Genomic DNA, 22,115 nt, shown 5'->3' on the forward strand with positions numbered 1-22,115 from the left:
CTGCCTTCACTCAGCGCGACGCCCGCTCGGGGAACGGACCTGAAGGGGGGTCAGCGGACGAGGTAGCCGCGGAGGTCGTCCAGCACCCGGTCGGCGGCGGTGACGCCGAGGCCCAGGTACCAGGTCTCGTCCGGCACGTTCTTGGCCCGGCCCGCCTTGACCGCCTTGAGCTTCTTCCACAGCGGGTTGGACTCCGCCTGGTCCCGCTTGGTGGCCTTGGCGTCGCCGTAGACCCCGGTGAAGATCCAGTCCGCGTCGGCCTCGTTGATCCGCTCCGGGCCGATCTCCGTGGCCAGATCGTCGACCCGCTGGTTCCCCGGCCGGGGCAGGCCGACGTCCTGGAGGATCGTGCCGATGAAGGACGCCTTGGCGTAGAGCCGCGTCATCTCCGGCATGAAGCGCAGCATGGTGACGGTCGGCTTCTTCGGGCCGATGTCCTCGCCCAGCTTCTCCGCCTTCGCCTCGTACGCGTCGAGCTTGCGCTTCGCCTCGGCGGTGCGGTCCAGGGCCGCCGCGTTGAGGAGGTAGTTCTCCTTCCAGGTGAAGCCGGGGCGGATGGAGAAGACGGTCGGGGCGATCTGCTTCAGCTCGTCGTACAGCGGCTCGGCGCGCAGCTTGCTGCCGAGGATCAGATCGGGGTGGAGGGCGTTGATGGCCTCCAGGTTGAGGTTGTTGATGGTGCCGACGTTCTTCGGGTTCCCGGCCTCCTTCTTGAGGTAGCCGGGGATGGCCTGGTCGCCCTCGGAGGGGGCGTAGCCGACCGGCTTGAGGCCGAGCGAGACGACGTTGTCCAGCTCGCCGACGTCGAGCACCACGACCCGCTTCGGCTTGCTCTTGATCTCCGTCTTCCCCATGGCCTGGGTGACCGTGCGCGGGAACTGGCCGGGCTTCGCGTCGGTGCCCATCTTCGCCGTCTGCTCGGCGGCCTTGCCGAAGTCCTTGCCGCCCTGCGCGACGGACTTGCCCCCGCCGCCGTTCCCCTTGGCGCCGTCCTCGCCACCGCCGTCGGACGCGCCACAGGCGGCGAGGGAGAGGGCCCCGGCCAGGGCCAGGGCGAGGGCGGCGCTGCCGCGGCGGTGTACGGACATCTGGTGCTCCAGGGATCGTGCGGAAGGTGGCACTTAGGCGTGCCTTACTTTAATCGCACCGCCGATCGGACCCTTACAGCACATTCATCCCCGACCTCTCAGTCGAATCGGTCAACAGCCACACGTAAGGGTGGAGCCGACCTCTTATCGGCCACCGGGAGGGGGTACGAAACCTACGTTCAGTGGCCGGAGGTGACTGAACGATGACCGCCTGTGCCTTCGACGCCGCCCTCACCACGGGAGTCAGCGCCCGGCCACGAGAAAGGCCCACGGATTTCACCATCACCCCGGACCGTTCGTACGGTGCGCGGCTCGCGCTCAGCGGCGACACCGGCTGCTGGTTCCCCGAGCGCTGGACGCTCGACGGGCCCGAGCCGTACGCCGTGCCGCTGCCGGGCACCCAGCCCGAGGAGCCGGACAGCGACGTGCTGCCGCTCTCCGACGGGCAGGTGCTGATCCACCGACGGGTGGCCGGGCACCACGCCTTCTCGCTGCTCTACCCCACCGGCCCGGGGACGGGCGAGCGGGTGCTCGGCGGCATCGACCGCGCCGACGTCTCGTTGCTGCCGCCCGCGCCGGGCGGCACCTGCGCGTACGCCCTGGGGCGCGGCCCCCGGTCCACGTCCGTCTGGCTGATCCACGGCGGCGCCCGGGGGCTCCAGCACCTCGCCGAGGTGCCCGGCCGCTGCACGGGCGGCGCCTGGCTGGACCGCATGGGCCGGCTGCTCGCCCTCGACCGCGAGCTGGACGGCCGTACGAAGACGATCGTCGTCGACCTCGGGCGCGGCGGCGAGACCAGCCCGCTGCTGCAGATCACCGAGCGCAGCAACGACCGGCTGCTGCTCGCCGACCCCGACAGCGGTTTGCTGCTCGTACGGTCCGACGCGCCCGGCGACGAGCGGCTGGGGTGGGGCGTCCTGGGCAGCACCCTCCCGGTCCGCTTCCCGGACTGCCTGCGCCCGGCCGCCCAGGCGACAGCCACCCCCGTCGCGATCCAGCCGGGCCAGATGCTGACGCCTGAGGCGTGCGCGGTGGCGTTCCGGATCGACGCCGCGGCGGGCGGGCGGCCATGGGTGGGCGTCTGGCGCCCTTCCGAGCGGCGGCTGCGCCAGTTCTCGGCCCCGGAAGGCTGGCTGGCCGGAGCCGGTCTGTGGACCCGGGACGCCGAGCTGTGGCTGCCGTACGCGACCCGGCAGGCCCCCTGCGGCCTGGCCCGCGTCTGGCTCCCGGAGCCCGCCCCGCGGGCAGCCGCCGCCCCGCGGGTGATCCGCCGGACCCCCCGCCCCACCGCCCGCGCGGCGGAGACGACGGGGATCACGCCATGGCGGCAGGTGAGCGGCGCCGGCGAGGACGCGGAGGCGGCGACCCACGCGGGCGCGCGCAGAGGCCCGGGCGCGGGCGTGACTGCGTACCCAGGCAGGGGCGCGGGCCGGGGCCCGGGTGCGGGCATGAGCCTGGACGCAGCCCCGGGGGCGGACTCGGGAGCGGGCGCGGCCCCGGGCGTGAGCAGGGGCGCGGGCCCGGGAGTGAGCACGGACCCCCGTGTGAGGTTCAGCGCGGGCGCGAGCTTGGGGGCGGGCATCGGCCCGGGCGCGACGGGCACGGACCTCGCGGCGGGCGCGGGCGCGGGCCTCAGTGCGGGCGTGGACCTGGGCCCGGGCTTGGGTGCAGGGGCGCGATGGGGTGCGGGCGGGGCTCGCCCGGGGGCGGGCATGGAGGCCCACGCGGGCTCCGGGGCGCGGGCGAGACTGGACCCGGGCGCGGGCTTGGGATCGGGCGCGAGCTTGAGTGTGCGCGTGACCATGGCCCCCGGCGCGGGCGCCGACGGCACGCGCGGGGAGTCCGGGGTTGAGCCTTGGGTGGGGACGGGGTGCTGGCCCGGGGTTGAGCAGGAGACCGGGCAGGACTCCGGGCTGACGGTGGTCGCCCCCCGGCCCGTTCCGCTGCAGCAGGCGCCTCTCGCCAGGTCAGCGGAGCCCCGGCCACCCCGCTGGGTCCGCGATCACCGCCCTGGTTAGACTCGGCCGCTGGGGTTGCGCAGCCGGTTGGCACGGCGTGTATCGACGTCGTGGCGGGCCCCTCGCGCAGAGTACGGAGCGAACTTACCGGGGTGACTTCCCACATGTCCGAAGCCCGAACAGACATGACCCAGGCACGCTCGCAGGAGGCGGCCGAGGCCGATGCCGCCTCTGGCCAGGGCAAGCACCGGGGTCAGCAGGCCGCGTCCGAGGAGCCGCAGGCTCCGGCGCACGGCCGCCACCGTCGTCCGAACGAGAACGCCTCGTAGGGGCTCGTAGGGCGCTCGGGAGCGCGTTTTCCCCCACCCCTCCCCTTCCCACAGCACACGCGGCACGCGTGCACGGCTGTGGGGTGGGGAGGGGTGGGCCGTTTCGCCCCCGCTGGGACGTCACCCCCGCTTCAGGCTCAGCACCTCCACCGCCGCGAACCCCTCCCCGGCCCGCTCCCCGAAGTACGGCGTGAGCAGCCCGTCCAGCTCCTCGAAGCCGAAGACGTCCCCCTTCGCGTCCAGCTTCGCGGCCACCCGTGGCCGTTCCACGATCGCCACCATGCCCCCGTGGGCCACGAACACCTGGCCGTTCACCCCCGTCGCGCGCGGGGAGGCGAGGTAGCCGACGAGCGGGGCCACGTGCTCCGGGGAGAGCGGGTCGGGGCGGCCGTCCGCCCCGAGATCGGCGTCAGGGAAGACGTCCTCGGTCATGCGGGTGCGGGCTCGCGGACAGATGACGTTCGCCGTCACCCCGTACTTGGCGAGCGCGCCCGCCGTGGAGAGGGTCAGGCCGACGATGCCGCCCTTCGCGGCCGCGTAGTTGGGCTGGCCGGGCGACCCGGCGAGGAAGGCCTCGGACGAGGTGTTCACGATGCGGCCGTGCACCGGCCCGCCCCCGGCGGCCTTGGAGCGTTCGCGCCAGTGCGCGGCGGCGAAACGGGTGGTGTTGAAGTGGCCCTTGAGGTGGACGCGAATGACCGCGTCCCATTCGTCCTCGGACATCGAGAACACCATCCGGTCGCGGAGGATGCCCGCGTTGTTGACCAGGATGTCCAGCGCTCCGTACGTGTCGACCGCGAGCTGGACCAGTCCGCGCGCCGCGTCGAAGTCGGCCACGTCGCCCACGTGGGCGGTGGCGCGCCCGCCCGCCGCGCGGATCTCCTCGGCCACCTCCTCGGCGGGGCCGGAGGACGCCTCGCCCGAGCCGTCGCGGCCGCCCTGCCCGTAGTCGTTGACGACGACGGCGGCGCCCAGCCGGCCCAGCTCCAGCGCCTCGGCGCGGCCGAGTCCGCGCCCGGCGCCGGTGACGATCGCGGTCCTGCCCGCCAGAGGTCGCGTCAGATCTCGATGCATGTGCGCAGCGCCTCCCCCGTCCGCATCTGGTCGAGCGCGTCGTTGATCTCGGCGAGCCGCACCCGGTGGGTGATGAGCCCGGCGAGGTCGATACGGCCCGCCCGCCACAGCGCGATGGTCCGTTCGTACGAGCGCAGCACATCGCCGCCGCCGTACAGGGACGGCAGGATCCGCTTCTCGTCGAAGAACAGCTCGAACATGCTGAGCTGCAGGAAGTCGTCCACCGCGCCCGCCCCGACGACGCACAGCGTGCCGCCGCGCCGTGTGGTCTCGTACGCCCGGCGGGCGGTGGCGGACTTGCCGACGACCTCGAAGACGTAGTCGAAGCCCTCACCCGCCGTGACGCTGTTCTTGGCGTCGTCCAGCCCTTCCGGGGCGACCGCCTCGGTGGCGCCGAAGCGCAGCGCGGCCTCGCGCCGCGAGGTGACGGGGTCGACGGCGACGATATGGGCCGCGCCCGCCGCCCGGGCGCCCTGCACCACGCTGATGCCGACCCCGCCGCAGCCGATGACGGCGACCGACGAACCGGCCTCCACCCGCGCCGTGTTGAGGGCCGCGCCGAGCCCGGTGGTCACGCCGCAGCCGATGAGGGCGGCGATGTCGTACGGGACGTCGTCGGGGATCGGCACGGCGCAGGGCGCGGGGAGGACGACCTCCTCGGCGAAGGTGCCGGTCCCGGCCATGCCGAAGACCTGGTCGGCGCCGTCGCCCGCGCGCTTGAAGTTGGGCGTTCCGGCGTTCATGAACCCGGACAGGCACAGCTGGCTCTGACCGCGTTTGCAGGACGGGCAGCCGCCGCACGCGGGCAGCCAGCACACCAGCACCCGGTCGCCGGGGCTCAGCCCGGTGACCCCGTCGCCGACCTCGATGACCTCGCCCGCGCCCTCGTGGCCGGGGACGAAGGGGGCGGGCTGCGGCAGGACGCCGTTCATCGCCGAGAGGTCGGAGTGGCACAGCCCGGTGGCCCGGATGCGCAGCCGGACCTTGCCCGGGCCGAAGCCCACCGCCTCGATGTCGTCGAGGACTTCGAGCTTGTCCTGTCCCGTCTCGTGCACTACGGCTGCGCGCACAGCGGCTCCTCTTGAATGAGCTTGAATGAGTGGGATCACAAGGTCAGGCGTGTGCGACGACCGTGTCGCTGAGGACGGGCGCGTCGTCCCGCTCGACGGCGCTCGCCGTCACCTGGACGCGCCCCTCGGCCTCCCGCCACATCCGGACGCGCAGGGTCTCGCCCGGGTACGCCACCCCGGCGAAGCGCGTGGTGTACGAGCGCACGCGGGCGACGTCGCCGCCCAGCTCGGTGTCCACGACGGCCTTGAGGACCATGCCGTACGAGCACAGTCCGTGCAGGATCGGCTTCTCGAACCCGGCGACCTTGGCGAACCCGGGGTCGGCGTGCAACGGGTTCCAGTCGCCGGAGAGCCGGTACAGCAGCGCCTGGTCCTCCCGGATGGCCCGCTCCACCGTGCGGTCGGGTTCGCGGGCGGGGGTCTCCAGCCGCTCGGAGGGGCCGCGCTCGCCGCCGAAGCCGCCCTCGCCGCGGACGAAGATGCGGCTGTCGCAGGTCCACAGCGGACCGTCCGCGTCGGCCGCCTCGGTGCGCAGCACGATGACCGCCGCCTTGCCCTTGTCGTACACCGCCGCGACCCGGGACGTCTGGGTGGCGTCCCCGGCCACCGGGATCGGCCGGTGCACCTCGACGGTCTGGCCGCCGTGCAGGACGGCCGCGAGGTCGACGTCGACGCCCGGGCCGTTCAGCCCCCCGGCGAGCGCCATGCGGCCGCCCGCGACGGTGGCGAAGCTGGGCAGGACGTGCAGCTCGCTCTCCAGCGTGTAGCGCAGCTCATCGGGATCGGTGGCCGGGATTCCGGCGCCGATGCCCAGGTGGTAGAGCTGGATGTCCTTGTGTCCCCAGGCGAGGGCGGTGGTCCGGGGCTCGGCCGAGACGGCCGTGGCGGCGTCGATGGGCATAGGGCGACAGCACTCCTTGGCGGGAGGGGCGGGAAGACCCCGGCCCGCCCGTCCGCACCGTCGGCCGCGCCGGGGTCGTCACTGGTCGGCAGGGCCGCGTCGCGTTTAGAACGCGTTCTAGCCGATGGCACCTGTATAACCCAATCCCCCTGGAGGAGGAAGACTGCTGACAGGCCGTCAGTTACGGGTGTCCGGTCAGGCCGGGCTGTTCGTCACCGCACCGGGGACAAACGTCCCCGGTCCTGGCCCTCGCCGGGCTGGCCGCGGTCACCTTCGCCCTGGGCATCGGCTACGCCGGGAACTGGCTGCTGTACTTCCCGCTGCTGTTGCGCAACTACCTCTCCTCGGCGATCGGCAAGACCCAGACCCGCAACCGCATGGAGGCGGTCCGGGCCGCCCGCCAGAACGGCTGGCTGTAGTCCTAGGCGGTGTCCACGCGGGGCGCGGCCGGGGTACGCGGCAGGGCCACGGCCATCAGCACCACCGCCGCCGCGATGATCCCCGTGGCCACGACGAACGCGTGGCCGTACCCGGCCGCCAGCGCCTCCGGCCCGACCCCGCCCCGGGCGGTGATCCGCTCGGCCGCGACCGTCGCCAGCACGGTCAGACCGAGCGCGCCGCCGATCTGCCGCGAGGTGTTGACCAGGCCCGACACCAATCCCGCCTCGGAGGGGGCCGCGCCCGAGGTGGCGGAGGCGGCCAGCGGAGTCATCATCAGCCCGGACCCGAACGACATGACGATCGCGGGGCCCAGCACCGTACCGGCGAAGGTGCCGTCCGCGTCCATCCGGCTCTGCCACGCGTACCCGACGACGGCCAGCGTTCCGCCCGCCATGGCCAGCAGCTTTCCGTCCATCCGGGCCATCAGCCGGGGCGCGAGCTTCGAGCCGAGGATGATCGACAAGGCGTGCGGCAGGAAGGCGAGTCCGGCCTTGACCGGGCTGTAGTGCAACACGTTCTGCAAGTAGAGCGTCATGAAGTACCACATCGCGAACATGCCGCCGCCGCACACCACCATCACCGCGTTCGCCGCCGTGACCGCCCGGACGCGGAACAGCCGCAGCGGCATCAGCGGTTCCTCCGTACGCGCCTCGACGGCCACGAACACCGCGAGCAGCGCCACCCCGGCGAGCAGCGGCCCGAGCGAGGCGGCGGCGCCCCAGCCGTACGGCTCGGTCTGCACGATGCCGTACGCGAGCGCCGCGACGCCCGCCGTGACCAGCACCGCGCCGGGTACGTCGAGCCGTCGCGCCGCCCCGGAGCGGCCCTCGGTCAGCCACACCGCCGCGGCCACCAGCACCACCACGCCCACCGGCACGTTGACCAGCAGCACCCAGCGCCAGGACAGGTACTCGGTGAGCACCCCGCCGACCAGCCCGCCCGCCGCGCCCCCGCCCGCGCCGACCGCCGTCCAGGTGCCGATGGCGCGGGTGCGGGCCGCGCCGTGCGGGAAGGCGGTGGTGAGGATGGTGAGCGTGGCCGGGGAGAGCACGGCCGCGCCCAGGCCCTGCAGGGCGCGGGCCGCGACCAGTTGCCAGGGCTGCTGGGCGATGCCACCGGCCAGGCTGGCGGCGGTGAACAGCCCGAGCCCGGTGAGGAAGACCCGCTTGCGTCCGAAGAGGTCGGCGGCGCGGCCGCCGAGCAGCAGGAACCCGGCGAAGGTCAGCGCGTACGCGTTGACCACCCACTGCAGCGCGGTCTCACCGAGCCCCAGGTCGGTGCGTATGGACGGCAGGGCGACGTTGACCACCGAGATGTCGAGGACCACCACGAACTGTCCGGCGCAGGCGGCCAGCAGCACCGCCCAGACCGGCGGCGAGGCGCGCGGCGGGCGCGGGGCGGGGTCGGCTGTGGAGGGAAGGGCAGGCGGAGGCGGAGTTGGGGTGGGCATGGCGGTGATGCTCGCACTGTGTGCGGACCCCACGCATCGGCAATTCTGCGCATTTGCGGACGGTTGCCGGTCCTAGGACCAGCGGCGGACCCCGGACCAGCGGCGGGCGGCCGTCATCCGGTGGGCGCCGGGTCGCGGGGCAGGCCGAGCAGCCGTTCCGCGACGACGTTCAGCTGGACCTGGGTCGTACCGCCCGCGATGGTCAGACAGCGTGACATCAGGAAGCCGTGCACGGCCCGCTCCCCCGCGCCCTCGCACACCGCGCCGCCGGGTCCCAGCAGCTCCAGGGCGAGTTCGGCGACCTTCTGCTGGTGGGCGGTCTGGACGAGCTTGCGGACGCTCGCGCCCGCGCCCGGCTCCACCCCGGACACCTGGCGCAGGGTGGTGCGCAGCGCGATGCAGGCGAGGGCGTGCGCCTCGGCCATGAGCCCGCCGACGCGCTCGCGCTCCGGGCCGGTATCCGGAACGTGTGCGATCAGCGCCTCCAGGCCGGTGTCGAAGGTCAGCTGGTCGGCCATGTGGACGCGTTCGTTGCCGAGGGTGTTACGGGCGACTGCCCAGCCCGCGTCCACCTCGCCCACCACCGCGTCCGGCGGGAGCAGAGCGTCGTCGAAGAACACCTCGTTGAAGAGGGATTCGCCGGTGATCTCGCGCAGCGGGCGGACGGTGATCCCGGCCGTCCGTTTCATGTCGACCAGGAAGTAGCCGAGCCCCTTGTGCTTGGGCGCCTCCGGGTTCGTACGGGCCAGCAGGATGCCGTAGTCCGCCGTCCGGGCCCCCGATGTCCACACCTTCTGCCCGCTGACCCGCCACCAGCCCTCCGCCGTCCGCTCGGCGCGGGTGCGCAGGGCGGCGAGGTCGGAGCCCGCGTCGGGCTCGGAGAACAGCTGGCACCAGCGCAGTTCGCCACGGAGCGTCGGCAGCAGGAAGCGCTCGCGCTGGGCGTCCGTGCCGTAGGCGATGAGCGAGGGCACCACCCAGGTGGCGACGCCCAGATCGCTGAGGACCACGCCCGCGTCGCGCAGCTCGCGCTCGATGGCGAGCTGCCGCAGCGGGCCCGCGCCGAGACCGTACGGGGGTGGCAGATGCGGTGCGGCATACCCGGTGGGCGCGAGGGCGCGCCGCGCGGCGCCCGGGTCCAGCCCGCGCGCCGCCGCGATCGCGGCGCGGGCGCCGTGGCGGTGCGACTCCGCCTCGGGCGGGAGGTCGAGCCGCAGCTCACGGCGGGCGCCGTTGGCGGCGAGGCGGGCGGCGCGTAATCGGTGGTGCGCTCCGGTGCCGAGCAGCGCGCGGGCCACGGTCGCGCGGCGGAGGTGGAGGTGGGCGTCGTGTTCCCAGGTGAAGCCGAGACCGCCGAGGATCTGGACGCAGTCCTTCGCGCAGCCGTACGCGGCGTCGAGCGCGGTGGCGGCGGCGAGGGCGGCGGTGAGCCCGCGTACGGCGGGGGTCTCATCGGCCGGAGTCTCGTCGGCCGCCCGGGCCGCGTCCCAGGTGAGGGCACGGGCCTGCTCGACGCGGACGAGCATGTCGGCGCACAGGTGCTTCACGGCCTGGAACTGCCCGATCGGCCGCCCGAACTGCTCACGCACCCGGGCGTGCCCGACCGCCGCGTCCAGCGCCCAGCCCGCCGTGCCGCACGCCTCGGCGGCGAACAGGACGGCCGCCAGGTCGGTGACGAGCGCGGGGTCGACGTCCAGCACCCGGTCCTCGGGGACGGCCACGCCCGAGGCGCGCACCTCGGCGGTCGGGCGGGTGGGATCGGCGCTGTCGTGGCCGCGGAGGGCGAGGTCGGCGGCGTCCACGGCCAGCCATACGGTCACCGTGCCCCGCAGCGCGGCGGCGAGGACGATCACGTCGGCGTCCCCGGCGCCCAGGACCGGCGGCGCGCAGCCGTCGAGGACCACCACGCCGTCCGGGCCGGGCACGGCGACGAGCGACCCGGTACCGAGCGCGACGGCCGCGGTGCGGGTGCCGTCGGCGAGGGCCGCGACCAGTGCGCCGTGTCCGGCCCGGTGGAGGATGGCGGAGGCCAGCACGGTGGGCAGATACGGCCCGGGCAGCGCGGCCCGCCCCGTCTCCTCCAGGACCACGGCGAGGTCCGCCAGGCCTCCGCCGCCTCCGCCGTGCTCTTCCGGCAGGTGCGGCCCGAGCAGGCCTTGTGCGGCGAGCCCTTGCCAGTGCGGGGCCCTGCCCCCGCCGCCGGGGGCGCCGTCGAGCACCTTCCGCACCGCCTCCGGAGGCACAGCCCGCCCCACCCACCCCCGCGTCGCCCGCGCCAGCCCCCCTTGGTCTTCCGTGACGCCGATGCCCATGCGGGGTTCCAATCTGACGGGGGGTCAGGTGCGGTGCGCGCGAGGGTTCTCCCCACCCCGCCCCTTCCCGAAACCGGGGCTCCGCCCCAGACCCCGCCGGTTTGTGGGCAATCGTTCCGCGGGGCGGGACGGGTGGGCACAAACCGGCCGCCGGCCCCCACCCGGCAACGACACCCCGGCCAGGGACGGCCTGGGCCGCAGCACCCGCCGGCCCGCACCCGGCCAGGAGACGGCCGCCCCACGACCTGGGGGGCCACGCCCACCGGGCCGCACCCGGCAGCGAAACCCTGACCAAGGACGGCCAGCACCGCACCCACCCTCATGCGGCAGGATGGGCAAGGTGACGCAACCTGCCACCGCACCCGCCCCACACATCCTCACCGCGTTCGAGCGCGCCAAGGGCTTCATGCCCACCGACGAGGGCCTGGCCCTGTACGCGGCCGCCACCGACGCCGGACGCCTGGGCCTGCCGCTCCTCGAAGTCGGCACGTACTGCGGCCGCTCCACCATCCTCCTCGCCGCCGCCGCCCGCGAAACCGGCACCGTCGCCGTCACCGTGGACCACCACCGCGGCTCCGAGGAGCAGCAGCCCGGCTGGGAGTACCACGACCCGGATGTCGTCGACCCCGAGGTCGGCCGGATGGACACGCTGCCCACGTTCCGCCGCACCCTGCACTCCGCGGGTCTCGAAGACCACGTCATCGCCGCCGTCGGGCGGTCCCCGCAGGTCGCCGCGGTGTGGGGAAAGCCACTCGCGCTCGTGTTCATCGACGGCGGGCACACCGACGAACACGCCGCCGCCGACTACGAGGGCTGGGCGCCCCACGTGGCACCCGACGGGCTCCTCGTCATCCACGACGTGTTCCCCGACCCGGCCGACGGCGGGCAGGCCCCGTACCGGATCTACCGCCGCGCCCTCGCCTCCGGCGCGTTCACCGAGGTCTGCGCGACCCGCTCCCTGCGCGTGCTGCGCCGCACCCGCGCGACCCCGCCCGCCTGACCTTCAGCCACTACCCCCGCAGCCGCCACCCCCGCAGCCGCTACCATCGCGACGTGTCGAACGGCAGCTTCTTCTCCGACTCCGGCCGCCGCGGCGGCACCACCCGCACCCTCACCCTCGTACTGGCCGCCCTGGCGCCCCTCGGCCTCGGCGGCTGGCTGCTGTGGGACAACCTGGGACAGCGGGACGACAACAGCGGCGGCACACCGGCCTCCTCCCTCCCCACCGTCTCGTCCACCTCATCGCCGCTGCCCGCGCCGCCACCGTCGGCTTCGCCGAAGCCCAAGAACGAAACCGACGACAAGCCACTCACCGGCAAGGTCGTCGTCCTCGACCCCGGCCACAACCCGAACAACCGCGATCACACCTCCGAGATCGCCCGCAGCGTCGACATCGGCACCAACGAGAAGGAGTGCGACACCACCGGCACGGCCACCGAATCCGGCTACTCCGAGGCCTCCTTCACGCTCGACGTGGCCCGCCGCGCCCGCGCCCTCCTCGAAGCCCGCGGCGCGGCGGTGACGTTCACGCAGGACGGCGACCGCCCGTACGGCCCGTGCGTGGACGAGCGCGCCCGGATCGGGAACAGCGCGCACGCCGACGCCGTCGTCTCCGTCCACGCGGACGGCGCACACGCCGGGGAGCGCGGCTTCCACGTCATCCTGCCCAAGTCCGTACGCGGCGGCGGCGCCGACACCGGGAAGATCGCCGCACCCTCCCGCCGGCTCGGCGAACGGGTGCGGAGCGAATTCATGGATGCCACCGGAAGCGAGCCCGCCGACTACATCGGCGACGGCAGCGGGTTGAATGTCCGTGGAGATCTCGGCGGTCTCAATCTCTCCACCGTTCCGAAAGTGTTCATCGAGTGCGGCAATATGCGCGACTCCAAAGACGCGGCGGAACTGACCGATCCGAAGTGGCGTGAGCGAGCCGCGCTCGGGATCGCGCAGGGCATTACGGACTTCTTGAACAGGTAAGTCTCCAACAACCGAACGCGAGGTCACGACCGGGAAACCGATGCCCCACCCCCGGTCTCATCAGCTTGGTTCCCCCGTACGATGGGTCCACCCCCGACGCCTTCGCGCCACCGCGCCTGGCGGCAGCATTCCGTATACAAGAGAATGACTAAGGACTCACGTTGAACATCCGCTCGCTCACTCGAGGCGACGGCGTGGTGATCGGAGCAGCGGTGTTGCTCTTCATCGCCTCCTTCCTCGACTTCTACTCGGCCGATTGTGACGGCGGCCCGTACTGCGACGAGATCGACATGCCGAATGGCTGGGACACGGACACGCTCATGGTCGTGCTTCCGTCGGTGTTCCTGGTCGGGCTGATCGGCGCGGGGCTGGTCATCGCGGGGCGGTTCCAGCCCGAGAGCCGTAAGGTCAGCGGACTCACCCTCGACCAGTGGGGCGCCGGTTTCGTCGTCGTCGCCGCCTGGGACTCGCTGTGGTCCCTCATGGTCACGCCGGACAAGGGCAGCCCGGGTGTCGGCGCCATCCTGGCGCTGGTGGCGACCCTCGCCATGGCCGCTGCGGTCATCGCGACCCCGCGCGTCCCGGCCCTCAAGGCGCCGCTGATGAGCGCCCCCGCCCCGGCGGCCCCGTCCCCGTACGGCGCGCAGGCCCCGTACGGGGCACAGGCCCCGCAGCCGGGCTACGGCTACCCGGGCCCGGGCGGCGCCCAGCCCGGTCAGCCGCAGGGCGGCCAGCCGGGTGCGCCCTCCTTCGGCGGTCAGCCGGGCCAGCCCGGACCGGCCGCCCCGGCGCCGGCGGCGGGCGGCTCGGACTTCGCGCCGTTCTGGTTCGCGGTGCCGGTGACCCGGCCGCTGTACGCCGAGGACGGTTCGTCGAGCACCATCGCCGAACTGGCTCCCGGCACCTGGTACCTGGCGGTCGAGCAGCGCGGTCAGGCGCTCGTCGCGCAGACCCAGGACGGGCGGCGCGGCGTGCTCCAGGACACCACGGGCATCCAGCGCGGCTGACGCGGCACAGCTGCACAGCTGACACCGCACAGCTGGACCCGCACAGCCGACACGGCCCCTCGCCCCTCCACGGGGGCGGGGGGCCGTTGCCATGTGCGCACCCTCGCCGTACAGTCCAGCCGACACGCGGCCTGACGCGACGTCAGAGAACGTCAGAGAGGGGTTGTCATGCGGCTCGGCCTGGCGCTCGGCTACTGGGGCCGCGGCCCCGACCCCCGCCATCTGAACCTCGCCCGGCAGGCCGAGGAGCTGGGCTACCACTCCGTCTGGACCGCCGAGTCCTGGGGCTCGGACGCCTTCACCCCGCTCACCTGGATCGCCGCCCACACCTCCCGCATCAGGCTCGGCACGGCGATCGCACAGATGGCCGCGCGCACCCCCACCGCCACCGCGATGCAGGCGCTCACCCTCGACCACCTCTCCGGCGGGCGCGTGATGCTCGGCCTCGGCCTGTCGGGGCCGCAGGTCGTGGAGGGCTGGTACGGACGGCCGTTCCCGACGAGCCCGCTCACCGCCACCCGCGAGTACGTCGACGTCATCCGGCAGGTGCTGCGCCGCGAAGCGCCCGTACGGCTCGACGGGCGCTTTCACGCGCATCCGTACGCCGGGCCGGACGCCACCGGCCTCGGCAAACCGCTCAAGCCCATCGTCCACCCGCTCCGCCCCCACCTCCCGGTGCTGCTCGGCGCCGAGGGGCCCAAGAACATCGCCCAGACCGTGCGCATCGCCGACGGCTGGCTGCCGCTGTACTGGTCGCCGCGGCGGACCCCGCTGTACGAGGCGGCCCTCGCCGCGGCGCCCGACGGCTTCATGGTGGCGCCCATGGCCCAGGCACGGGTGTGCGACGACATCGCGGAGGGCCTGCTTCCGGTGAAGGCGATGCTCGGCTTCTACATCGGCGGCATGGGCCACGCGGCCCGCAACTTCCACGCCGATCTGATGGCCCGCATGGGGTACGAGGACGAGGCGCGCCGGGTCCAGGACCTCTTCCTCGCGGGCCGCCGCGAGGAAGCGATCGCGGCGGTGCCGGACGCCTTCGCCGACGAGGTGTCCCTGATCGGCCCGCGCGGGCGCGTCGCGGAACGGCTGGAGCTGTGGCGCACGGGCCCGGTGACGGACCTGCTGGTGATCGCGCCGGACCCGGAGACGCTGCGGGTACTGGCGGAATTGAACACATGAGTGGTTTGGGCCCGCACGTCGGGGCAACACGTCCGGACATGTCCCGAAGTTATCGCTACGGAAACAATCAGGCGGCGACCGTCGTGATGGTCGTCGCGGACATCACCGCCGTGATCCTCGGTCTGTGGATCCTCTTCGCCCTCCTCGACGCCAACCCCGCCAACGACCTCGTGTCCGTGGTCCGCGACGCGGCGGGCTGGCTCGCGGGCTGGTCCCACGACCTGTTCACGATGGATACGGACTGGCTGCGGACGGTCCTCAACTACGGGCTGCCCGCCGTGGTCTACCTGTTCATCGGCCACGCCGTGGCGGGCCGCATCCGCCGCGGCTGAGGCCCCGCACGCCGAGGCCCCGCACGCGTACCTAGCCGCAGCAGTCCGAGTCCAGCCCCCGCGGCAGGTGCTCCCCGCCGAAGACGGCCGTGGTCGCCTCGTCCCCGCCCAGCGCGGCCACGGCCAGCAGCAGCGAGCCCGCGGTCCAGGTGGTGCGCTCCTCGGGCCAGACGGCGTCGTCCTCGTAGACGTACCCCGTCCAGTACATCCCGTCGTCCGCGCGCAGCCGCTTCTGGACCCAGCGCAGGATGTCCACCGCGCGGTCGGACTCGCCCATCACCCACAGGGCCAGGGCGAGTTCGCAGCTTTCGCCGCCGGTCACCCAGGGGTTCGGGGCGACGCAGCGGATGCCCAGGCCCGGGACGACGAAGCGGTCCCAGTCCGCCTCGATGCGGGCGGTGGCGGCGGCGCCGGTGAGGGCACCGGCGAGGACCGGGTAGTACCAGTCCATCGAGTACCGGTTCTTGTCGAGGAAGCGCTCGGGGTGGTGGCGTATCGCGTGCCCGAGCAGCCCCGCCGACAGCTCCCAGTCCGGCTGCGGGTCCTCGCGGTGTTCGGCGATGGCGAGCGCGCAGCGCAGGGCCTGGTAGATGGAGGACGAGCCGGTGAGCAGGGCGTCCGGGTCGACGGTGCCGTCGGCCTTGCGCCGCCAGCCGATCTGACCGCCGCTCTGCTGGAGCTGCAGCACGAACTCGACGGCGGCGAACACGGTCGGCCACAGCCGGTCGAGGAACGTGTCGTCGCCGGTGGCCAGATAGTGGTGCCAGACGCCGACGGCCACGTACGCGCAGAAGTTGGTCTCGCGGGCGCGGTCGGTGGGGGCGTCGGCGGCCACCCCGTCGGGGGTGTCGGGGTAGGCGGCGTACCAGGAGCCGTCGGGGTTCTGGTGGTCGGCGAGCCAGCGGTACGCGGCCTCGGCGCGCTGGTGCTCGCCCGCCGCGTCCAGCGCCATCGCCGCCTCGACGTGGTCCCACGGGTCGAGGTGGTGGCCGCGGAACCACGGAATGGCGCCGTCCGCGCGCTGGACGGCGGCGATGCCCTCGACGGTACGCAGGGCCTCCTCGGCGGTGAGGACGCCCGGCAGCGCCAGCCGTTCGGTACGGGGGCCGGGGCGCGGGCCGCGCGCCGTCACGCCTGAGCCTCGCGGGAGGCGTGGGGCTTGGTCGCGTACGCCACGAAGCTCTTGCCGATCAGCGGGTTGAGCGCCTGCTCGGCGAGCCGCGTGGCCAGCGGCTTCTTCATGATGTCCCAGACCAGCAGCTTGTGGTACGCGCGCACCGGCAGCGCTTTGTCGTTATCGACGCCGAAGGCGCACTTGAGCCACCAGTACGGGCTGTGCAGACCGTGGGCGTGGTGGGTGCCGTACGGCCGCAGTCCGGCCTCCCGCATCCGCTCCAGGAGTTCGTCGCCCCGGTAGATGCGGATGTGGCCGCCCTCCACCTCGTGGTACGCGTCGGACAGCGCCCAGCACACCTTCTCGGGGCCGTAGCGCGGCACGGTGACGGCGATCCGGCCGCCGGGGCGCAGCACCCGCACCATCTCGGCGAGCACGCCCTTGTCGTCGGGTATGTGCTCCATGACCTCGGAGATGATGACGACGTCGAAGCTGTCGTCCGGGAACGGCAGCGCCAGCGCGTCGCCCTCCATGGCGGTGGCGGTGGCCCCGGCGGGGGCCTCACCGGCCTCCTCCATGGCGGCGAACCACTTCGCGACCTCGCGTATCTCCTCGCCGTTGCGGTCGAGCGCGACGACCCGCGCGCCGCGCCGGTAGCACTCGAAGGCATGGCGTCCCGCGCCACAGCCCAGGTCGAGGACGCGGTCGCCGGCGGCGAGGGGGAAGCGGGAGAAATCGACGGTCAGCACGGGGATCTGCTTTCGTCCGGCGGGGTCGTGGGGGTCGTCTCGAAGCGAGGGGGCCAAGCGGAGGGAGGCGGTCAGCGCGCGGCGCGGGTCCGGGCGGCGCGGGCCTGGGCGCCGATGGCCGCGCGGTACTGCTCGACGGTGCCGCGGGCGGCCTGCTCCCAGGTGAAGCGGTGCAGCACCCGCTCCCGTCCGGCGGCGCCGAGGCGCCCGCGCAGGTCGGCGTCGGCCAGCAGCCGGTTGAGGGCGGCGGCGAGCGCGCCCGCGTCGCCGGGCGGTACGGCGAGGCAGGTCTCGCCGTCCGGGCCCGCGACCTCGGGTATCGCGCCGCCGGTGGTGGCGACCAGCGGGGTGCCGGTGGCCATGGCCTCGGCGGCGGGCAGCGAGAACCCCTCGTACAGCGAGGGCACACAGGCGATCTGGGCGCCACGGACGAGGTCGACCAGCTCGGGGTCGCTGATGCCCTTGACGAACTCGACGGCGCCCTGGAGCCCGTAGCGGGCCATGGCGGCGGCCACCGGCCCCTCCTCGGGGCGCTTGCCGACGACCACGAGGTGGGCGGCGGGGTTCTCGGCACGGACCTTCGCCAGCGCCTCGACCAGGTGGACGAGCCCCTTGAGCGGCACATCGGCGCTGGAGGTGGTCACGATCCGCCCGGGGATCACCGGCACGGCGGGGTCGGGCGAGAACAGTCCGGTGTCCGCGCCGATGTGGACGACGTGCACGCGCCCCGGCGGCACGCCGAGGTCCCGGACGATCTCCCGGCGCGAGGAGCCGGAGACGGTGAGCACGGAGGGCAGTTGCCGGGCCACCCGCTTCTGCATGCGCGTGAAGCCGTACCAGCGGCGTACGGAGAGGCGGCGCTTCCAGCCCTCCGCGGCGTCCAGTTCCAACTGGCGGTCCACGGTGATCGGGTGGTGGATGGTGGTCACCAGCGGGAAGCCGGTGCGCTCCATGCCGAGCAGCCCGTAGCCGAGCGTCTGGTTGTCGTGGACGACGTCGAACGCGCCGCGCCGGGCGGCCAGATGGCGGCGGGCGCGCAGGCTGAAGGTGAGCGGTTCGGGGAAGCCGCCGGTCCACATGGTGGCGACCTCCAGCGCGTCGACCCAGTCCCGGTACTCCGCCATCCCGGGTGTGCGGAACGGATCGGGCTGGCGGTAGAGGTCGAGGCTGGGCAGCTGGGTGAGGGTGACGCCGTCCTCGGCGTCGAGCACCGGGTACGGCTGCGCGCCGATCACCTCGACGGTGTGGCCCAGCCGGGCGAGTTCGCGGGAGAGGTGGCGTACGTAGACGCCCTGGCCTCCGCAGAACGGGTTCCCCTTGTAGCTCAGCAGCGCGATGCGCAGCGGCCGGTCACCCCCCTGGACCCGGCCCTCCGCGGGGGCGGGGGGCGCCATCCGAAGCGGGTCGACTCCGGTCTCCTGCGCGGCCTCTGCGGTCACTCGCGCCCCCTCCTTGATGCACGTCAGCGGGAGCGTAGCCGCTCACGATTATCTAGAACAAGTTTCACTAACGGATAGCCACAGAAGTCTCGAAGATACCTGGCGAACCCATCGCCGCCGGAGCCGGAACGGGTGATCCCTACCACTCGGTAGCCCCTTGCGCGCGACGCCCTTTTCTGGAGGCGTGACCATATCGGCGCGAGTCCGGCAAACGCCCCTCCGCCGACCGGCCGCCACGCTCAAGCGACACGCGACCCTAGAACGAGTTTCACTGACTCGCGCCCCTAGGCCGACCCTGCCATCATGCACGGTGTCCGTTTGTCAACCGCAGCGCAGACACTATGCACCCGAAGTGAGACAAATGACCGCAGAAGTCAAGCCGGCCTCCCTGCAGCTGACCGAGCGGCAGGAGGCGCGCCGCCGGCGCATCCTGCACGCCAGTGCCCGGCTGGCCAGCCGCGGCGGCTTCGACGCGGTCCAGATGCGCGAGGTGGCCGAGCACTCCAGCGTGGCGCTCGGCACCCTCTACCGCTACTTCCCGTCCAAGGTCCATCTGCTGGTGGCGACCATGCAGGACCAGTTGCAGCACATGCACGAGACGCTGCGCAAGCGCCCGCCGACCGAGGAGGACCCGGCCACCCGCGTCGCCCAGACCCTCATGCGCGCCTTCCGGGCGCTCCAGCGCGAACCCCATCTGGCGGACGCGATGGTCCGGGCCCTCACCTTCGCCGACCGCTCGGTAAGCCCCGAGGTGGACATGGTCTCCCGGCTCACCACCGCGATCATCCTCGACGCGATGGGCCTGGAGGGTCCGCCGACCGCCGAGCAGCTGTCCGCGGTGCGGGTCATCGAGCACACCTGGCACTCGGCGCTGATCACCTGGCTGTCGGGGCGGGCCTCGATCGCCCAGGTCAAAATCGACATCGAGACGGTCTGCCGACTGATCGACCTGACGGCGCCAACCGAGCGCGCCTGACCACTTTTAGCCCCTCCCCTCCGCGCATCCCCTTCCCGCAGGCCGTCGCACGGCGCGCGCACCAGGGGCGCGTAGCGGCGCACGATGTGCATGGGGGGCGCACAACGACAGCAAAGTGTGCGCCCGCACGCCCCCCTTTGGCTCGAATTTCGCGTTCAGGGCCTGGGCAATCCCGGTATTCATGAACGGCGCGCGACAGAGCGACGACGGCGTGCGACGGCTCAACTTCTACAGGGGGTGAAGAACTCCGTGATACGGGTTCTTCTGGTACATGATTCATACCTGCTGCGGTCCGCGTTGGCCGCACTGATACAAGCCGAACCTGAGTTCGAGGTGGCTTCCGCCGCATGGCGTGACGCGCGTAGCAGGGCCCGCTGCTTACAGCCGCACGTCTGCGTGGTCGACACGGACTGCCCCGGCTCCGACAAAGCCGCGCGCAAGGGCGAGTTGGGCAAGCTCATGGCCGAGGCCCCGGCCGTGGAGAGCGGCCCCGAGTCCGGACTGCTCGTCCTGGCCAACGCCGGGCGCCCCGGCCAACTGCGCCGCGCCCACAAGGCCCGGGCCCTCGGGTACATCGACAAGAACGCCCCGCCGCAGCGGCTGCTGGAGGGCATCCGGCACGTGGCGAAGCAGGAGCGCTTCATCGACGACTCGCTGGGCTACGGCTTCCTCAAGGCGGCGGAGATCCCGCTGACCGAGCGCGAGTTGGGCGTCCTGTCCCTGGCGGCCGACGGCGCCTCCATCGCGGAGATCGCCCGGACCCTGCACCTGTCCAACGGGACGATACGCAACTACCTGGCCGCGATCACCCGTAAGACCGGGGCGCGCAACCGGGTGGACGCCATCCGCATCTCCCGCTGCGAGGGCTGGGTCTGATCGTCATCGCGCGGATGGTGGAGGTCCGCGCGGACGGAAACCGGAGAAGGCCTACGCCTGTTGAGGGACCAGCCCTCCCGCCGCCGGGCGGCCCCGTCGTTCCACGGGAACAACGGGGCCGCCCGCCTACTCGTCGGGGGGAAAGACCTGTTCACCGCTTTCGAGCAGCCGGATCGCGATGGCCTCCACCGGGCACCCCTCCGCCGCCACCAGCACCGCCTCGGATGCGTCCGCCTCCGGTTCGACCGGATGCGCCTGCCGCGCCGCGTCCAGCCGGAATCCGCCGGGGGCGCTGCTCACGCAGAAGCCCGAGCCGACACAGGCGCCGTGGTCGACCTCGATCCGCCAGCGGTCCCCCATCAGCCCTGCTCCCCGTCCCACCCCTGCGGCAGGTGGATCATCTTGTGCTCCAGGTACGCCCCCAGCCCCTCGGGGCCGAACTCCCGCCCCAGGCCGGAGTTCTTGTAGCCGCCGAACGGACCGAGCATGTCCAGGCTGAAGGTGTTCACCGAGTACGTACCGGTGCGGACGCGCCGCGCGAAGTCGATGCCGTGCGCCACATCCGCCGTCCATACGCTGCCGGAGAGCCCGTAGTCGGAGTCGTTGGCGATCCGGGCCGCCTCCTCCTCGTCCCCGTACGGCAGCAGGCAGATGACCGGGCCGAAGATCTCCTCCCGGGCGATGCGCATCGTGTTGGCGACGTCCCCGAACAGCGTCGGCTCCACGTACCAGCCCGTCTCCTGGGCCTCGGGGCGCCCGCCGCCCGTCAGCACCTTGGCGCCCTCGCGCTGCCCGAGCGCGATGTAGTCCAGCGAGCGCCGCTGCTGCCGCCGCGCCACCAGCGGGCCGACCTGGGTCGCCGGGTCCAGCGGGTCGCCGACCACCAGGGCCGAGGCGGCGGCGGCGAAGCGCTCGGCCAGCTCGTCGTAGTGGCCGCGCGGGGCGAGGATGCGGGTCTGGGCGACGCACGCCTGCCCGTTGTTCATCCACGCGTTGGGCACGATGCCCGCGACCGCCGCCTCCAGATCCGCGTCCGGCAGGATCACCGCGGCGGACTTGCCGCCCAGCTCCAGCGTCACCCGGGTCAGTTGGCGCGAGGCCACCTCCATCACGCGCTTGCCCGCGGGCACCGACCCCGTGAACGACACCTTGTCGACCCCCGGGTGGCCGACCAGGTACTCGCTGACCTCCCGGTCCGCCGGAAGGATCGACAGCACACCCTCCGGCAGCCCCGCCTCGGTCGCGATCTCCGCCAGCAGGTACGCGTCCAGCGGGGTCTCCGGCGACGGCTTGAGGATCACCGGACACCCCGCCAGCAGCGCCGGTGCCAGCTTCGCCGCCGCCACGAACTGCGGTACGTTCCACGGCACGACGGCCGCCACCACCCCGACCGGCTCCCGCCGCACCAGCAGCGGCCCGAGCACTCCGGCCCGCCGCTCCTCGAACGTGAAGTCGCGCGCCACCGTGATCGCCGCGTCCCACACCATCATCGCGCCGAGCGCCTGGGCGAGGACGCTCCAGGAGTACGGCGAGCCGTTCTGCTTGCTGATGACCTCCGCGATCTCCTCGTGCCGCATGGCCACCGCGTCCTTGATCCGCGTGACGACGGCGATCCGTTCCTCCAGGGAGGTACGCGGCCACTCCCCCTCGTCGAACGCCCGCCGCGCCGCCGCCACCGCCCGGTCCACATCGGCCCGCGCCGCGTGCGGCACCCGCCCGATGACCTGTTCCGTGTGCGGCGAGACGACCTCGATGGTCTCCGCCCCGGCCGGATCGACCAGCGCCCCGCCGATGAAGAGCTGCCCGTACTCGATGAGGTCGCCCATCGCTGATGCCTCCCGCC

Annotated in this window: 20 protein-coding genes and 1 pseudogene; 10 read left to right on the plus strand and 11 right to left on the minus strand. The window is 73.2% G+C overall.

What is annotated here, in order from left to right; translation table 11 throughout:
- Window positions 1-50: 50 nt before the first annotated feature.
- The gene (locus ACZ6CL_RS11140) at window positions 51-1,088 is read right to left on the minus strand and encodes an ABC transporter substrate-binding protein (protein ID WP_468934095.1); all 1,038 of its coding nucleotides are present in this window, start codon (window positions 1,086-1,088) and stop codon (window positions 51-53) included.
- A 203-nt stretch (window positions 1,089-1,291) separates the two neighbouring features.
- Between ACZ6CL_RS11140 and ACZ6CL_RS11145 the strand changes: the two genes are divergently transcribed.
- Both ACZ6CL_RS11145 and ACZ6CL_RS11150 read left to right on the plus strand, forming a co-directional pair.
- The gene (locus ACZ6CL_RS11145) at window positions 1,292-3,106 is read left to right on the plus strand and encodes a hypothetical protein (RefSeq protein ID WP_468934098.1); all 1,815 of its coding nucleotides are present in this window, start codon (window positions 1,292-1,294) and stop codon (window positions 3,104-3,106) included.
- A gap of 104 nt (window positions 3,107-3,210) precedes the next feature.
- Window positions 3,211-3,375 (plus strand): hypothetical protein, encoded by a 165-nt coding sequence (locus tag ACZ6CL_RS11150; protein ID WP_468934100.1) that lies wholly within the window; start codon window positions 3,211-3,213, stop codon window positions 3,373-3,375.
- Between the two features lie 120 nt (window positions 3,376-3,495).
- Here ACZ6CL_RS11150 and ACZ6CL_RS11155 read toward each other — a convergent pair whose 3' ends face one another.
- Genes ACZ6CL_RS11155 through ACZ6CL_RS11165 form a run of 3 tightly spaced genes read right to left on the minus strand, consistent with a single transcriptional unit; the run spans window position 3,496 to window position 6,420 of the window.
- Entirely contained in the window at window positions 3,496-4,449 is a 954-nt protein-coding gene (locus ACZ6CL_RS11155; RefSeq protein WP_468934102.1) for a 3-oxoacyl-ACP reductase, read from the minus strand.
- A complete protein-coding gene (locus tag ACZ6CL_RS11160) occupies window positions 4,434-5,519 on the minus strand; it encodes a Zn-dependent alcohol dehydrogenase (protein WP_468934105.1) in 1,086 nt (361 codons plus the stop codon). The genes ACZ6CL_RS11155 and ACZ6CL_RS11160 overlap by 16 nt, the downstream gene beginning before the upstream one ends.
- 43 nt (window positions 5,520-5,562) lie before the next feature.
- Window positions 5,563-6,420 (minus strand): MaoC/PaaZ C-terminal domain-containing protein, encoded by an 858-nt coding sequence (locus ACZ6CL_RS11165; protein WP_468934107.1) that lies wholly within the window; start codon window positions 6,418-6,420, stop codon window positions 5,563-5,565.
- Window positions 6,421-6,746: 326 nt separating this feature from the next.
- Here ACZ6CL_RS11165 and ACZ6CL_RS11170 point away from each other — a divergent pair.
- Window positions 6,747-6,839 (plus strand): annotated as a pseudogene (locus ACZ6CL_RS11170) (DNA-binding response regulator); the annotation flags it as partial.
- A gap of 2 nt (window positions 6,840-6,841) precedes the next feature.
- On the opposite strand, the gene ACZ6CL_RS11175 reads toward ACZ6CL_RS11170, so the two are convergent.
- Both ACZ6CL_RS11175 and ACZ6CL_RS11180 read right to left on the minus strand, forming a co-directional pair.
- A complete protein-coding gene (locus ACZ6CL_RS11175) occupies window positions 6,842-8,311 on the minus strand; it encodes an MFS transporter (protein ID WP_468934110.1) in 1,470 nt (489 codons plus the stop codon).
- A gap of 113 nt (window positions 8,312-8,424) precedes the next feature.
- On the minus strand, window positions 8,425-10,623 hold the full coding sequence (locus tag ACZ6CL_RS11180) for an acyl-CoA dehydrogenase (protein WP_468934119.1): 2,199 nt from the start codon (window positions 10,621-10,623) through the stop codon (window positions 8,425-8,427).
- 331 nt (window positions 10,624-10,954) lie between these two features.
- On the opposite strand from ACZ6CL_RS11180, the gene ACZ6CL_RS11185 reads away from it, so the two are divergent.
- The 5 genes from ACZ6CL_RS11185 (at window position 10,955) to ACZ6CL_RS11205 (ending at window position 15,118) form a co-directional block, all read left to right on the plus strand.
- A complete protein-coding gene (locus ACZ6CL_RS11185) occupies window positions 10,955-11,623 on the plus strand; it encodes a class I SAM-dependent methyltransferase (protein ID WP_468934124.1) in 669 nt (222 codons plus the stop codon).
- 53 nt (window positions 11,624-11,676) lie between these two features.
- On the plus strand, window positions 11,677-12,600 hold the full coding sequence (locus tag ACZ6CL_RS11190) for an N-acetylmuramoyl-L-alanine amidase (RefSeq protein ID WP_468934126.1): 924 nt from the start codon (window positions 11,677-11,679) through the stop codon (window positions 12,598-12,600).
- A 161-nt stretch (window positions 12,601-12,761) separates the two neighbouring features.
- On the plus strand, window positions 12,762-13,607 hold the full coding sequence (locus tag ACZ6CL_RS11195; RefSeq protein ID WP_468934128.1) for a hypothetical protein: 846 nt from the start codon (window positions 12,762-12,764) through the stop codon (window positions 13,605-13,607).
- 168 nt (window positions 13,608-13,775) lie between these two features.
- Complete coding sequence (locus tag ACZ6CL_RS11200) at window positions 13,776-14,786, plus strand: LLM class F420-dependent oxidoreductase (RefSeq protein ID WP_468934131.1); 1,011 nt, start codon at window positions 13,776-13,778, stop codon at window positions 14,784-14,786.
- A 38-nt stretch (window positions 14,787-14,824) separates the two neighbouring features.
- Window positions 14,825-15,118 carry a hypothetical protein gene (locus ACZ6CL_RS11205; RefSeq protein ID WP_450872399.1) on the plus strand — a complete coding sequence of 98 codons (294 nt, stop codon included), beginning with the start codon at window positions 14,825-14,827 and terminating at the stop codon, window positions 15,116-15,118.
- Window positions 15,119-15,149: 31 nt separating this feature from the next.
- On the opposite strand, the gene ACZ6CL_RS11210 is transcribed toward ACZ6CL_RS11205, so the two are convergent.
- From ACZ6CL_RS11210 to ACZ6CL_RS11220, 3 genes are all read right to left on the minus strand, one after another.
- The gene (locus tag ACZ6CL_RS11210) at window positions 15,150-16,250 is read right to left on the minus strand and encodes a prenyltransferase/squalene oxidase repeat-containing protein (RefSeq protein ID WP_468934134.1); all 1,101 of its coding nucleotides are present in this window, start codon (window positions 16,248-16,250) and stop codon (window positions 15,150-15,152) included.
- On the minus strand, window positions 16,247-16,981 hold the full coding sequence (locus ACZ6CL_RS11215; RefSeq protein WP_468934136.1) for a class I SAM-dependent methyltransferase: 735 nt from the start codon (window positions 16,979-16,981) through the stop codon (window positions 16,247-16,249). The genes ACZ6CL_RS11210 and ACZ6CL_RS11215 overlap by 4 nt, the downstream gene beginning before the upstream one ends.
- A 71-nt stretch (window positions 16,982-17,052) precedes the next feature.
- On the minus strand, window positions 17,053-18,420 hold the full coding sequence (locus ACZ6CL_RS11220) for a glycosyltransferase family 4 protein (RefSeq protein ID WP_468934138.1): 1,368 nt from the start codon (window positions 18,418-18,420) through the stop codon (window positions 17,053-17,055).
- A 361-nt stretch (window positions 18,421-18,781) separates the two neighbouring features.
- Between ACZ6CL_RS11220 and ACZ6CL_RS11225 the strand changes: the two genes are divergently transcribed.
- Entirely contained in the window at window positions 18,782-19,396 is a 615-nt protein-coding gene (locus ACZ6CL_RS11225) for a TetR family transcriptional regulator (RefSeq protein ID WP_468934140.1), read from the plus strand.
- A gap of 249 nt (window positions 19,397-19,645) precedes the next feature.
- Window positions 19,646-20,272 carry a response regulator transcription factor gene (locus ACZ6CL_RS11230; RefSeq protein ID WP_468934142.1) on the plus strand — a complete coding sequence of 209 codons (627 nt, stop codon included), beginning with the start codon at window positions 19,646-19,648 and terminating at the stop codon, window positions 20,270-20,272.
- A gap of 126 nt (window positions 20,273-20,398) precedes the next feature.
- Here the strand turns inward: ACZ6CL_RS11230 and ACZ6CL_RS11235 are convergent, their stop codons facing one another.
- Together ACZ6CL_RS11235 and ACZ6CL_RS11240 are read right to left on the minus strand one after the other, a co-directional pair.
- Window positions 20,399-20,632, minus strand: a complete 234-nt coding sequence (locus ACZ6CL_RS11235) for a ferredoxin (RefSeq protein WP_468934145.1) — start codon at window positions 20,630-20,632, stop codon at window positions 20,399-20,401.
- Window positions 20,632-22,098, minus strand: coding sequence for an aldehyde dehydrogenase (locus ACZ6CL_RS11240; RefSeq protein ID WP_468934147.1), 1,467 nt, complete (start codon window positions 22,096-22,098; stop codon window positions 20,632-20,634). The genes ACZ6CL_RS11235 and ACZ6CL_RS11240 overlap by 1 nt, the downstream gene beginning before the upstream one ends.
- Between the last annotated feature and the right edge of the window lie 17 nt (window positions 22,099-22,115).

Source organism: Streptomyces sp. NPDC041200, from assembly GCF_055591805.1.

Bases quoted from the DNA above. Each gene is read 5' to 3' on its own strand.
- ACZ6CL_RS11140 (WP_468934095.1), bottom strand. From the start codon at position 1,088: ATGTCCGTACACCGCCGCGGCAGCGCCGCCCTCGCCCTGGCCCTGGCC.
- ACZ6CL_RS11145 (WP_468934098.1), top strand. From the start codon at position 1,292: ATGACCGCCTGTGCCTTCGACGCCGCCCTCACCACGGGAGTCAGCGCC.
- ACZ6CL_RS11150 (WP_468934100.1), top strand. From the start codon at position 3,211: ATGTCCGAAGCCCGAACAGACATGACCCAGGCACGCTCGCAGGAGGCG.
- ACZ6CL_RS11155 (WP_468934102.1), bottom strand. From the start codon at position 4,449: ATGCATCGAGATCTGACGCGACCTCTGGCGGGCAGGACCGCGATCGTC.
- ACZ6CL_RS11165 (WP_468934107.1), bottom strand. From the start codon at position 6,420: ATGCCCATCGACGCCGCCACGGCCGTCTCGGCCGAGCCCCGGACCACC.
- ACZ6CL_RS11175 (WP_468934110.1), bottom strand. From the start codon at position 8,311: ATGCCCACCCCAACTCCGCCTCCGCCTGCCCTTCCCTCCACAGCCGAC.
- ACZ6CL_RS11180 (WP_468934119.1), bottom strand. From the start codon at position 10,623: ATGGGCATCGGCGTCACGGAAGACCAAGGGGGGCTGGCGCGGGCGACG.
- ACZ6CL_RS11185 (WP_468934124.1), top strand. From the start codon at position 10,955: ATGGGCAAGGTGACGCAACCTGCCACCGCACCCGCCCCACACATCCTC.
- ACZ6CL_RS11200 (WP_468934131.1), top strand. From the start codon at position 13,776: ATGCGGCTCGGCCTGGCGCTCGGCTACTGGGGCCGCGGCCCCGACCCC.
- ACZ6CL_RS11205 (WP_450872399.1), top strand. From the start codon at position 14,825: ATGTCCCGAAGTTATCGCTACGGAAACAATCAGGCGGCGACCGTCGTG.
- ACZ6CL_RS11225 (WP_468934140.1), top strand. From the start codon at position 18,782: ATGACCGCAGAAGTCAAGCCGGCCTCCCTGCAGCTGACCGAGCGGCAG.
- ACZ6CL_RS11235 (WP_468934145.1), bottom strand. From the start codon at position 20,632: ATGGGGGACCGCTGGCGGATCGAGGTCGACCACGGCGCCTGTGTCGGC.
- ACZ6CL_RS11240 (WP_468934147.1), bottom strand. From the start codon at position 22,098: ATGGGCGACCTCATCGAGTACGGGCAGCTCTTCATCGGCGGGGCGCTG.